At 69.1% G+C, this 11,912-nt stretch carries 15 protein-coding genes; 5 read left to right on the top strand and 10 right to left on the bottom strand.

The genetic code is table 11. The features are described from left to right. Position 1 precedes the first annotated feature (1 nt). From NA4_RS07010 to NA4_RS06990, 5 genes are all read right to left on the bottom strand, one after another. Positions 2 to 541 carry a GNAT family N-acetyltransferase gene (locus tag NA4_RS07010; RefSeq protein WP_067465789.1) on the bottom strand — a complete coding sequence of 180 codons (540 nt, stop codon included), beginning with the start codon at positions 539 to 541 and terminating at the stop codon, positions 2 to 4. Positions 542 to 625: 84 nt separating this feature from the next. Next, positions 626 to 1,126 (bottom strand): PH domain-containing protein, encoded by a 501-nt coding sequence (locus NA4_RS07005; protein ID WP_084496870.1) that lies wholly within the window; start codon positions 1,124 to 1,126, stop codon positions 626 to 628. A 2-nt stretch (positions 1,127 to 1,128) separates the two neighbouring features. Beyond that, the gene (gene ribH / locus NA4_RS07000) at positions 1,129 to 1,608 is read right to left on the bottom strand and encodes a 6,7-dimethyl-8-ribityllumazine synthase (protein WP_067465786.1); all 480 of its coding nucleotides are present in this window, start codon (positions 1,606 to 1,608) and stop codon (positions 1,129 to 1,131) included. A 30-nt stretch (positions 1,609 to 1,638) separates the two neighbouring features. After that, positions 1,639 to 2,883: a bifunctional 3,4-dihydroxy-2-butanone-4-phosphate synthase/GTP cyclohydrolase II gene (locus NA4_RS06995; protein ID WP_067465783.1), complete on the bottom strand. Its 1,245-nt coding sequence runs from the start codon at positions 2,881 to 2,883 to the stop codon at positions 1,639 to 1,641. Positions 2,884 to 2,967: 84 nt separating this feature from the next. After that, entirely contained in the window at positions 2,968 to 3,591 is a 624-nt protein-coding gene (locus NA4_RS06990; RefSeq protein ID WP_067465779.1) for a riboflavin synthase, read from the bottom strand. Between the two features lie 632 nt (positions 3,592 to 4,223). Here NA4_RS06990 and NA4_RS06985 point away from each other — a divergent pair. Next, positions 4,224 to 4,694 carry a hypothetical protein gene (locus NA4_RS06985; RefSeq protein WP_067465776.1) on the top strand — a complete coding sequence of 157 codons (471 nt, stop codon included), beginning with the start codon at positions 4,224 to 4,226 and terminating at the stop codon, positions 4,692 to 4,694. A 6-nt stretch (positions 4,695 to 4,700) separates the two neighbouring features. Here the strand turns inward: NA4_RS06985 and rpe are convergent, their stop codons facing one another. After that, positions 4,701 to 5,357, bottom strand: coding sequence for a ribulose-phosphate 3-epimerase (gene rpe / locus NA4_RS06980; protein WP_067465773.1), 657 nt, complete (start codon positions 5,355 to 5,357; stop codon positions 4,701 to 4,703). 96 nt (positions 5,358 to 5,453) lie between these two features. On the opposite strand from rpe, the gene NA4_RS06975 reads away from it, so the two are divergent. After that, a complete protein-coding gene (locus NA4_RS06975; protein ID WP_067465770.1) occupies positions 5,454 to 5,876 on the top strand; it encodes an ATP-binding protein in 423 nt (140 codons plus the stop codon). Next, positions 5,876 to 6,739, top strand: coding sequence for an RNA polymerase sigma factor SigF (locus tag NA4_RS06970; protein WP_067465768.1), 864 nt, complete (start codon positions 5,876 to 5,878; stop codon positions 6,737 to 6,739). The genes NA4_RS06975 and NA4_RS06970 overlap by 1 nt, the downstream gene beginning before the upstream one ends. A 6-nt stretch (positions 6,740 to 6,745) precedes the next feature. Here NA4_RS06970 and NA4_RS06965 read toward each other — a convergent pair whose 3' ends face one another. The 4 genes from NA4_RS06965 to def form a co-directional block, all read right to left on the bottom strand. Then, a complete protein-coding gene (locus tag NA4_RS06965; protein ID WP_067465995.1) occupies positions 6,746 to 7,096 on the bottom strand; it encodes an MmcQ/YjbR family DNA-binding protein in 351 nt (116 codons plus the stop codon). Between the two features lie 49 nt (positions 7,097 to 7,145). Further along, on the bottom strand, positions 7,146 to 8,477 hold the full coding sequence (locus tag NA4_RS06960; protein WP_084496869.1) for an RsmB/NOP family class I SAM-dependent RNA methyltransferase: 1,332 nt from the start codon (positions 8,475 to 8,477) through the stop codon (positions 7,146 to 7,148). Positions 8,478 to 8,887: 410 nt separating this feature from the next. Then, positions 8,888 to 9,811, bottom strand: a complete 924-nt coding sequence (gene fmt, locus NA4_RS06955; protein WP_067465766.1) for a methionyl-tRNA formyltransferase — start codon at positions 9,809 to 9,811, stop codon at positions 8,888 to 8,890. Then, positions 9,811 to 10,377: a peptide deformylase gene (gene def, locus NA4_RS06950; protein ID WP_067465762.1), complete on the bottom strand. Its 567-nt coding sequence runs from the start codon at positions 10,375 to 10,377 to the stop codon at positions 9,811 to 9,813. The genes fmt and def overlap by 1 nt, the downstream gene beginning before the upstream one ends. Positions 10,378 to 10,765: 388 nt before the next feature. Here def and NA4_RS40140 point away from each other — a divergent pair, with 388 nt between their 5' ends. Then, positions 10,766 to 11,131, top strand: a complete 366-nt coding sequence (locus NA4_RS40140) for a hypothetical protein (RefSeq protein WP_157128861.1) — start codon at positions 10,766 to 10,768, stop codon at positions 11,129 to 11,131. Between the two features lie 25 nt (positions 11,132 to 11,156). Then, positions 11,157 to 11,912, top strand: a 756-nt coding sequence (locus NA4_RS06940) for a heavy-metal-associated domain-containing protein (RefSeq protein ID WP_157128860.1), incomplete at its 3' end; no start/stop codon positions are given.

Genomic DNA, 11,912 nt, shown 5'->3' with positions numbered 1-11,912 from the left:
GTCAGGTCGTCCGCAGCATCGGGTACACGACAGGACCGTGGCCGATCGCCAACTCTCCCTGCGGCTGGAACCCGAAGCGCTGATAGAACGGCACGGTGCCGTGGCTGTTCGAGATCAGGAAGCAGGGCTGCTCGGCAGCTGACAGCCTCCGCTCCAGCAGCGACGTCGCCAGTCCTCGTCCCTGCGCGCCGGGCAGCGTGCCGATGGCAGCCAGATAGAGATGCGGCGTCGCCGGTCGCGCCCGGTCCAGCTGCCGCGCGGCGGCCACCGCACGCGCTGCGCTCCGCCCCATGGCACGCAGCAAGGTCAGCGGCTTGGCCATCGGCGACACCACATCCGCGGGTTCCCACAGCGCCACGCAGGCGAGGTTTCCTTCCGCGTCGTGTGCGAGGTCGACCAGACCGTTCTTCCTGCGCGACGCGATGCGCGACTCCCAGAACAGCGGCAAGGCTTTCTGCCGTCGCCGTGAACGCGGCCAGAAGTAGATCATCAGTGGATCGTCGGCGAAAGCCGCCGCGAGGACGAACGCACCCGGCTCCATACCGGCGAGGCTAGACCAGCGCCGAGACCCGCGCGAGACGGACGGACCGGGGGTCGCACACCTCGGTCGACGCGCCCCGGGCGATCACTTGCTCTCGGAATACTTCGCGCCGAGTTCGCGCAGCCGGGCCATCGCCTGCGCGGCGTGCTCCTTGTCGTTGGAGCGGATCGCCAGCATCGGGACGTAGTCGTCGCCGACCAATTCCAGACGCGCCCAGGACTTCCGATCCGGGAACGACACGCCTCGGATGTACTCCCACGGGAAATCGTTGTCGCCCAGGACATTCCGCACGGACACACCACGCGGACCCACCCGCACCCTCGGCCTGGTCAGCAACAGCACCGCCAAGGCGCCGAGCAGCCCGATCCCGATCATCGCGATCTGGTCGGCCACCCGGAAGTTGACGCCGGTGGACCCGCTGCGCAGCCAGATACCGCCCGCGGTGAATGCGGCAGCGATCAGCACCGCGACGATCCAGGCCGTCCGCACCGCGCGCCGCGGGCGCACCTCGAAGTCCCACGCGGGCGCCTCGCCGGGCGCCGCGGCATGGGGCGCGTTCCTCCGGAAGATACGGACGACCGGCATCGCTACGCGGACTGCCGTAGGGCGCGCAGCGTCAGCGCGGCGTCCAGCGCCGCAGCCGCCGCCTGCTCGCCCTTGTTCTCATGCGACTCCGGCAGCCCCGCCCGATCCAGCGCCTGCCGCTCGTTGTTCGTGGTGAGCACCCCGTTCGCGACGGGCGTGCCCTCGTCCAGCGAAACCCTGGTGAGCCCGGCGGTCACCGCGTCGCAGACGTACTCGAAATGCGGCGTGTCACCGCGGATCACCACGCCGAGCGCGACCACCGCGTCGTGCGACTTGGCCAGCTCTTGGGCGACCACGGGCAGCTCCATCGCGCCCGCGCAGCGCACCACCGTGATCTGCCGCACGCCGGCATCCTTGGCCACCCGCTCGGCATTCGCGACCAGGGTGTCGCAGATCTGGGTGTGCCAGCGCGACGCGACGATGCCCAAGGTGAGGTCCTTGGCATCCTCCAACGCGAAAGTCGGTACCCCGGTACCGCTCATCAATGTCCGCCTTTCCGGTCTGTTCGCAGGTCAGTGCGCCGTCTCACCGAGATCGAGCTCGTCCAGCCCGATCAGGTCATGCCCCATCCGGTCCCGCTTGGTGCGCAGGTAGTGCAGGTTTTCCGCATTCGCGCGCAGTGGCATGGCCACCCGCTCGGTGATCCGCAGACCGTAGCCGTCCAAGCCCACCCGCTTGGCCGGGTTGTTGGTGAGCAACCGCATCGAGCGGATGCCGAGATCCACCAGGATCTGCGCGCCGGTGCCGTAATCGCGGGCATCCGCGGGCAGCCCCAGCTCCAGATTCGCGTCGACCGTGTCGTGTCCGGAATCCTGCAGCTGGTAGGCCTGCAGCTTGTGCATCAGGCCGATGCCGCGCCCTTCGTGGCCGCGCATGTACAGCACCACACCGCGGCCCTCGGCCGCGACCATTTCCAGCGCGGCGTCCAGCTGCGGGCCGCAGTCGCAGCGCAGCGACCCGAACACGTCACCGGTCAGGCACTCCGAGTGCACGCGGACCAGGACGTCCTCGCCGTCGCTGATATCGCCGCGCACCAGCGCGACATGCTCCACCTCGTCGTAGATGCTCTGATAGCCGACGGCCTTGAACTCGCCGTGCCCGGTGGGGATGCGCGCCTCGGCGACCCGCACCACGTGCTTCTCGTGCTTACGCCGCCAGGCGATCATGTCCGCGATGGAGATCAGCGCGAGCTCGTGCTCGTCGGCGAAGACGCGCAGCTCCTCGGTGCGAGCCATGTGGCCCTCGTCCTTCTGGCTGACGATCTCGCAGATCACGCCCGCGGGCCGCAGGCCGGCCATGCGCGCCAGGTCGACGGCCGCCTCGGTGTGCCCGGGACGGCGCAGCACCCCACCGTCCTTGGCGCGCAACGGCACCACGTGACCGGGGCGGGTGAAGTCGTCGGCCTTCGCGTCGGCGTCGGCCAGCAGCCGCATGGTGGTGGCACGATCGGCGCCGGAGATGCCGGTGGTGATGCCCTCACGCGCGTCCACCGAGACGGTGTAGGCGGTGCCGTGCTTGTCCTGGTTCATCGCGTACATCGGCGGCAGGCCGAGCCGGTCGCAATCGTCACCCGTGAGCGGCACACAGATGTAACCGGAGGTGTAGCGAATCATGAAGGCGACCAGCTCCGGGGTGGCCTTCTCCGCGGCGAAGATGAGGTCGCCCTCGTTCTCGCGGTCCTCGTCGTCGACGACGACGACCGCCTTACCGGCGGCGATATCGGCGACTGCGCGCTCGATGCTGTCGAACCTCGTCACGTCTGCTGTGCTCCATCTCGAAATAGGTGCCTCACCACAGTACTGTGCCCCCGGTGCGCGCCGGGACGAGCGGGTGGGACACGGCTAGCCGCGCTGTTGGAGGCGTTCGACGTACTTGGCGATCACGTCGACTTCCAAGTTCACGGTGGCGCCGACGGTGGCCGAGCCGAGATTGGTCATCGCGAGCGTGGTGGGGATCAAGGAGACCTCGAACCAGTCGCGGGTGCCGGTCTCGGTGGGTTCGCCGGAGACGCCGAGTCCGGAGACGGTGAGCGAGATACCGTCCACGGTGATCGAACCTTTCTCCACGACGTAGCGGGCGAGGTTCTCGGGCAGGGAGATCCGCACCACGTCCCAGTTCTCCGACGGCGTTCGCGAGAGCACGGCGCCGGTGCCGTCGACATGACCCTGCACCAGGTGGCCGCCGAGCCTGCTGTTCAGCGCCGCGGCGCGCTCCAGATTCACCTTCGAGCCGACGTCCAGCGCGCCGATGCTGGACCGGTTGAGCGTCTCCGCCATGACATCGACGGTGAACGAGTCGCCGCCGACGACGTCGACGACGGTCAGGCACACGCCGTTCACGGCGATCGAATCGCCATGTCCGGCATCGGAGGTCACCAGCTTGCCCTTGATCGTCAGCCGCGCGGCGTCGGCCAGCTGCTCGCTGGCGACGATCTCGCCGAGTTCCTCGACGATGCCTGTGAACATGTGCCCCTGACTCCCTATCGCGTCGTTGTCGTCCGGTTGCGCCAACAGCGCGGGCACCGGACGCTATTCCCGCGCCTCCTCAGCCTAATGGGCGCTGTCGGACGTAGTCCGCGTGCTCGGGCCCCGCGCATGGCCCGAGCGAAGGCGGAGATACGCCTGACGACGCCGGGGCGTAGGAGAGAGCGCCGTCGGCGCACCGGGGTGAAACCGACCGCAGGCGACGACACCCGAACCAGACCGCGGCCAAGCCGATGACGCCCGGGAACAAGCCCACACCAGGAAAGTGGAACAAAATATGTCCACACATCTGGGAAATTGTCGGCCGCACCAGTGTGGGATAACTATGCGATCGAATTCTGATACCGTTCGACGCCATTCATGCAGCGTCGTGATCGCGATTCCTGATCGGTACCCGATCGCGACACGGTTATAAACGATAATTTGCGCGCGAACGGCCCTGGAGCGATATTGTTATCCGGCTGACTTCTCCCGTTCAACTTCTCGCGTTGCACACTCGGACAGACTGACCGACCAGGGCGCACGTCCTACGCCCGGACACCTGACCCGCACTACTCGAGGAAGCCGGAAAACACAGTGCGACAAATCGAGTTCGACACGGTTGGGGGCGCGATGTGACCACATTTCTCGATTCGACGCCGGAAGTACGCTGCGCGCGGTATCGCCGCGAATTCCAGCTGCCCGCATCGGTGGATCCCGGCTCGCGTCGCATTCTGCTGCACATCGGCATCGATTACGGAGCCGTCAGCATGCCCGCCGAACTCGGCGAACAGGTGTTGCGCCGACTCGGCCAGGACGGAATCGCCGGGCCGGTCGTCGACCATCCACGCGCCCGGCGCTGGACCTTCCTCACCGGGCCCGCCCAGCCCGGCGCGCTCCCCACCGCGGTCTCGGCCGAATTGTTCCGGCTGTACGCGACGGTGGCCGGTGCGGGCAGCCAGGTGGTGCTGCCCTCGCCGGACGACGAGCGCACCGGCTACCGCATCTGGATCCGACCACCCGAGACGGCGGCGCACCGACCTCCACCGGAGGCGGTCATCGCGGCGCTTCGCGCTGTCGCCGCACGGAAAAGCCGTGCCAGGTAGGGCTTTTCAGCGCGCCTGCACCGCGGCGGCCTGCCGGCGCAAGGCCTGCACGGTGGCCGCGGGATCGGCGGTGTTGTAGACCGCGGATCCGGCGACGAAGCAGTCGACGCCCGCCTCCGCGGCCGCCTCGATGGTGTCGGCGTTGATGCCGCCATCGATCTCGACCAGCAGCCGAAGTTCACCGGAATCGACCAGGTTGCGCACGATGCGCGCCTTCTGCAGCACCTCCGGTATGAAGGACTGCCCGCCGAAACCCGGCTCCACGCTCATCACCAGCAACGTGTCGAACTCACGCAGAATCTCCAGGTACGGCTCGATCGGTGTGTTGGGCTTCACCGAGAGGCCCGCCTTTGCGCCCGCGGCGCGGATGTCGCGCGCGACCGCGATCGGATCGTCGGTCGCCTCCGCGTGGAAGGTCACGTTGTGCGCGCCCGCCTCGGCGTACGGCGGCGCCCAACGGCCCGGATCCTCGATCATCAGGTGGCAGTCCAGCGGGATGTCGGTGGCCTTCAGCAGGCTCTCGACCACGGGCAGGCCGAGTGTGAGGTTCGGCACGAAGTGCGCGTCCATCACGTCGACGTGCAGCCAGTCGGCGCCGGCGACGGCCTGCGCCTCGTCCGCGAGGTGCGCGAAGTCGGCGGAGAGGATGGAGGGGGCGATCATCGGCGCGACCCGCCGCGGGTAACTCGGGTTGGACACAACGCCGCAGTCTAATGGCCGCGAGGGTTGCCCAGCGCGGGAGTGGGTAGCCTGCATAGGGTGATCAATTTTTCGGCGGAACAGGGGCTCTACAGCACCCCGGTGGAGATTCGGGTGGCCGCGTCGGTGACACAGCTGCCCATCGTGCGTGGACTCGCCGAAACCCTCGTGCTACTCAGCGATTTCACGCTGGACGAGGTGGCCGACGTGCGACTGGCCGTCGACGAGGTCTGCTCGACCCTGATCGCGGTCGCCGCCGCGGAAACGAGCCTGAACTGCCGGTTCACCGTCGGGGACAGCGAACTGCTCGTCCGGGTCGACGGCATCGCGGAGAAGCCGGGGCTACCGGACCAGCGCAGCTTCGGCTGGCACGTCCTGCGTACGCTCACCGACGCGGTGGAGGCGACGCAGGATCCATTCGACGCGACTGTTTCCGGATATCCGACAACGGTGGAGTTCCGTCGGGTCCGGGGGAAGGCGTAGTGGCGGACGAAGAAACCGTGTTCGACCCCCGGCACGACGACGACGCCGACACGCTGACCACGGAAGACGCCACAGAGGACAGTGAAACCGTCGAAGCAGCGGACGCGGTCCTGGGATACGACGATGTCGGCCGGCTCTTCGAGCAGCTTTCGGCCTGTGAACCAGGAACCGCGCGGCACACGGCGTTGCGCGCGGAGCTGATCAGCCGCTGCATCCCGCTCGCCGATCACATCGCGCGCAAGTTCAGCGGCCGTGGTGAGCCGTTCGACGACCTCACCCAGGTGGCCCGCGTCGGCTTGGTGCACGCGGTGGACCGCTTCGACGTCGAGCGCGGTTCGAACTTCCTGTCTTTCGCGGTGCCGACCATCATGGGCGAGGTCCGCCGGTACTTCCGGGACAACACCTGGGCGATGCGAGTCCCCCGGCGCGTCAAGGAGACTCACCTACGCATCGGCGCGGCGATCGACTCCCTATCCCAGACGCTCGGCCGCTCCCCCACCGCGAAGGAGATCGCGGCGGAGCTCGATGTGGACCCGGACGAGGTGACCCAGGCCGTCATCGCGGGCAATGCCTACCAGCCGAGTTCGATCGACGCGGCCACGCTCGGCCGCGACACCGACGCCTCCCTGCTGGACACCCTCGGCGAGGAAGAGTCCCAGTTCGACCGGGTCGAGGAGTACGTCGCGATCCGGCCGCTGCTGGCCGGGCTGCCCGAGCGGGAGCGGCGCATCCTCACCATGCGGTTCTTCGAATCGATGACCCAGACCCAGATCGCCCAGCAGATGGGCATCTCGCAGATGCACGTGTCGCGCATCCTCGCGAAAACCCTTGCCCGCCTGCGTGAGCAGTCCAGCCGGGAATAACCGCGCTCACCTGGCTTCGCGGTCGCGCAGTCTGCGCACCTTCGCCGGAGCGGTGAGCCACCACGCGTCGTCGAGCAACTCGCGCAGCTGATCGGGCGCGACGCGATCCAGATCGATCAGGATGTACGCGTAGCCGTCGTAGTGCGGTGTGGTGTAGAAGGCCGGATCGCCGGAGGCGAGCAACGCCTCCTTCTCGGCCGGATCGCAGGCCAGCACGAGCCCGCCTTCGGCCTCGCTGCGCAGCCGGGCGAACCCCTTGCCTGCGACCTTCAACGCCGGACTGCGCCACCAGGTCGATTCCTCGACCGCCGGAAGCGCGGTTCCGAGCGCCACCACGTCCTGCCAGGTCATCGTCATGATCCGAGTGTGCGGCACGGACGCGGCAGCGGCTTGGACGAATGGAATGTCAGCGTGGTTTGCGCAGCGCGGCCAGGAACATGGCGTCGGTGCCGTGCCGGTGCGGCCACAGTTGCGCTCCCGGTCCGTCCCCGACGTCGGTGACGCCGGGCAGCAGTTCGCGGGTGTCCAGTTGTTCGGCGCCGAGACGGCGCACGGCGTCGGCAACGATCGACACGGTCTCCGGCAGATGCGGTGAACAGGTCGAATACAGCACGACACCACCGGGACGCAGCAGATCCCATGCGGCGGTGAGCAATTCGCGCTGCAAGACGACCAGCTCGCGAACGTCGGCCGGGGTGCGCCGCCAGCGCGCCTCGGGCCTGCGGCGCAGCGCGCCGAGGCCGGTGCACGGTGCGTCCACCAGGATGCGGTCGTAGCCAGGGTTCAATCCGCTGGCGCGGCCGTCGGCGACATGCACGTCCACCGGAAGGTCGTGCACGGCCTTGCGCACCAGTTCGGCTCGATGCGCGGCGGGCTCGACCGCATCCACCCGGAAGCCGTCGATCGCGGCGATCGCGCCCAGCAGCGCGGCCTTGCCACCCGGCCCTGCGCACAGGTCGAGCCAGCGGCCCTCGTCCGGACCGTCGAGCGCGGCCCGGGTCAACGCGAGCGCCACCAGCTGGCTGCCTTCGTCCTGCACGGCGGCCATGCCCTCGCGCACCGGTTCGAGCTTGCCGGGGTCGCCGCCGTCCAGGTACACCGCGTACGGCGACCATCGGCCCTCCTCGCCGCCGGTCACCAGCGCGAGTTCCTCCGCGGTGATGTCGCCGGGCCTGGCCACCAGGTGCACCAGCGGTCGTGCGTCGTCAGCGGCGAGCACGTCGCGCAGCTCGCCCGCTCGCGCGCCGAGCGCATCGGCGAAAGCCTGCGCGATCCACGCCGGGTGCGCGTACTCGAAAGCCAATCGCCCTACGGGATCGGCGGGCGCCAGCGCTTCGACCCACTGCTGCGTGGTCTTCTCCCCGGCCCGCCGCAGCACGGCATTGACGAAACCGGCCTTGCCCGTGCCGAACTCCGCGCGCGCCAAGGCTACCGAGGTATCCACCGCCGCATGCGCACCGATCCTGGTACGCAACAGCTGGTAGACGCCGAGCCGGAGCACGTCCAGCAGTGGGCCGTCGATTCCGTCGATCGGCCTGCCCGCCCCTTCGGCGATCACCGCGTCGAGCAGACCCAACGTCCGGCACGCGCCGTAGGCGAGTTCGGTCGCCAACGCCGCGTCGCGTCCGGACAACCCTCGTTCCCGCAGCAGCGGCGGTAGGACCAGGTTGGCGTAGGCGTCGCGTTCGCGAACCGCTCGCAAGACATCCCGCGCGACCGAACGCGGCGGATCGATCACTTCCCGACGGGCCGATCGCCCTGGAGAGCCTTGCCGTGCAGAGTTTTTCGCAGCGGTACGCGGACGCCGTTCTGCGGCGCGATCGGTTCTTCCCTCGGCTGAGCGCTGCCCCGCGGAGGCGCCTCGTTCGTCGCGATTGCGCCTGCCTGCCTCGTCGCCGCTACCGGCGCGCCGAGCCGCGGGACGGGGGCGACCGGTGCCGTTCCGGTCCTGCTTCGCGCCTTCCGTCGGTCGACCACTCTCGGCGGAGCTTCGCTGCCGTGCACCACTCGCTCGCGCGTCCTGGTCCCGTGACCGGTCGGTCTCACCCGACCGAGTCGTGCGGCGGGAATGTTTCCCGCGATCAGGCGCGGCATCCCGCTTTTCCCGGCGGTCACCGCGCCCGTTGTCGCGCCCGCCTCCGCGCGAGCTCACTCGACCACCGCGCCGGGTTCTAGCCGGGCGCCCCGCGCCCAGTCGAGCGCGGCCATCATCCGCTTGCCCTGCGGTTGAATCTGATCGAGCCGCACGGCGGTGGTGGCGGTGCCGATGAAGACACCGGACTTGCGGACCTCGATCGCCCGCTCCGGCAGCACCTCCTCGACCAGTTCGACCGGGCCGAGCTTCAGTCGGGTGCCGTTGACCTCGGTCCACGCTCCCGGCGCGGGAGTCACCGCGCGAATACGCCTACTGATGGCGAGGGCGGGCTGATCCCACCGGATATGCCCGGCCTCGACTCCGACCTTGGGCGCGTACGACACGCCGTCGGTGGACTGCGCGACCGCCTGCAGCGTGCCGTCCGCCACGCCGTCCAGCGTCGCTTCCAGCAGCCGGGAGCCGCTGTCGGCCAGCCGCTCCAGCAGCGTGCCCGCGGTGTCGGTGACGGAGATCTTCTCGGTCACCATGCCGAATACCGGCCCGGTGTCGAGTCCGGCCTCGATCTGGAAGGTCGACGCGCCGGTGAACTCGTCACCCGCGTCGATCGCCGCCTGCACCGGAGCCGCACCACGCCACGCGGGCAGCAGCGAGAAATGCAGGTTGATCCAGCCGAAACGCGGAATGTCGAGCACCTGTTGCGGCAGCAGCGCGCCGTACGCCACGACAGGGCAGCAGTCCGGCGCGAGTTCGGTGAGTCGCGCGAAGAATTCAGGTTCCGACGGCCGCACCGGGGTGAGCACCGGGATGCCGTGCTCGTCGGCCAGCCTGCCGACCGGCGACCTGGTCACCTTCCTGCCGCGGCCCGCCACCGCATCCGGCCTGGTCAGCACGGCGATCACCTCGTGGTGCGGCGATTCCAGCAAACGCCGCAGCGACGGCACCGCCGGTTCCGGGGTCCCCGCGAAGACGACGCGCATCAGCCACCCAGCCCGAACGGGTTGGGCCGGCCCGCACCGCTCACAGACCGGGCGGGACGCACCGTCACACCCGCGGCGAACCAATCGGATTCGCGGATCACTCGCATTGCCTCCTTGCGCTGGGCCGGGTCGAGACGATCGATGAACAGCACACCGTCGAGATGATCGGTTTCGTGCTGCACGCATCGCGCCAACAGGCCCTCGGCATCGAACGCGACCGGCGCGCCGTCGACGTCCACACCGGACGCGCGCACGCGCAGCGCCCGCCGCGTGTCGTAGCGCAGACCGGGAATCGACAGGCACCCCTCCGGGCCGACCTGTTCTTCGTCGCCGACTACTTCCCAATGCGGGTTCACCAGATGACCCGCGGCGTCGCCGGTGTCGTAGACGAACACGCGCAGCCCGACCCCGATCTGCGGCGCGGCCATCCCGACGCCTCCGTCGTCGTGCATGGTCTCGGTCAGGTCGGTCACCAGCTGCCGCAGATCGCGGTCGAAGGCGGTGACCTCCGCGGCACGGGCACGCAGGATGGGATCACCGAACAGGCGAACGGGCTGAATGGTCACGGCTGGCTCCCCGGAGCGGACGAACAGGTCGATTCATTCTAGTGAGACGACCGCAAATCCCCGATTCACCAGGCAGAAGCTGGTAGAACTCCTATGCGGTCCGGGCGGGGTGTCGATGCCTCCGCCCGGCCGCCCGGAAACGGCCGGCCGGACCGCCTCGACTCGGACCTGGGCATTCGGACGCAGCTGTGACCACGCCGTTCGCTTCGACGCGCGTGATCGCTGCATAGCTGCCTTCGGCCGACACGGTAGTTCGCACCGCCGGACAGTCGTAGGTGACCAAAGTCCATTCACCGCACCGCCAAGGGATGTAGCGGCTCGGGGCCGACCCGGCTTGGCTGGATCACATACTCAGCGAGGAGGTCCAGGGACCAAGGAAGGGATGGTCATGTCCGAGAAGACCACGGCCAGGAAGGCCCGGGAATCCGGTGCCGAAGCCGAACCTGCAGCGCCCGAAGCCGGCACGGAAAAGGCGACCGCCGAGCACGATGGATTGCGCGTCCCGATCCCGACGCTCGGAGTGCGGATGACCCGAGTCCCGCTACTACCCGGGCCCCGCACGGTGGCCGACGGTGTTTCGTCGGCCACGGCGGCGGTCCGCCATCGCGTACCGGATCGAGAATCGCTGCTGTACTACGGCGGGCTCGGGACGGCGGCCGCCACCGGGCTGGTGTCGTGGCCGGTGGCAGCGGCGATCGGCGTCGGTGTCTGGGTCGCGGAGCGAGCCCGCTACGGATCCGCCGCCGGCCGATAGCGTCATCGAACAACGGAACCCCGATATGTTCGGCGTCGCAAGAGCCGCGCGATTCGTGTCCGCGCTGGCCGTGGACACCGTGCGCGCGACAGGCAACGAGGTGGTGGGACGGCAGACCTGGGCGCGTCCGGGCCGCGCGCACATCGAGACCCGAGGCGTACACCGCACCGACGCTCCGCCGGGCTATCTGGCCGCCCTGCGGCATGCTGTGGGCAACGCCGACGGGGTGCGCTGGGTGGCCGTGAACGGCGTTCTCGGCGACGTGGTCGTCGATTTCGACCCCGAACGCGTCGATGTGGCGACGCTGCGCAACATCATCACCGAGGTCGAACGTGCGCACGAAATGGCGGACCTGCCTCGCAACCGGCCCATGCACCCGGGGGGATTCGAGCCGGTGTTCGACGAATTGCTCACGCTCGGCGGTGACCTACTCGGTGCGGCCGCCGGTCTGGTCGGGCGGATGCTCCCGCTGCCGACACTGCAGCCGGAAAGCATCGCGCTGATTCCTGCCATCGACCTGATACCCGGATTGCGCCACCGGCTCGACGTCCGGTTCGGCGCGCTGCGCGTGGAGACCGCGTTCGCCTTGACGAGCTCGGTTATCGGAGCGGCCGCGCATACGCCGCTGTCGGCGGTGGCCGACGCCGGACTGCGGGCGGTGCAGTTGCCCGCAGCACTGGCGCGCCGACATACCTGGGAATCGCGGGAACCCGAGCTCGCCACGAACGCCCGTGTCGCGGGCGCGCCCGCGCAACCGCCGCCAGAGGCGCGCCCGGTCCCG

This window comes from Nocardia amamiensis NBRC 102102 (assembly GCF_001612745.1).
Taxonomy (GTDB): Bacteria; Actinomycetota; Actinomycetes; order Mycobacteriales; family Mycobacteriaceae; genus Nocardia; species Nocardia amamiensis.
This window is presented reverse-complemented; position numbering and strand designations above follow the sequence as displayed.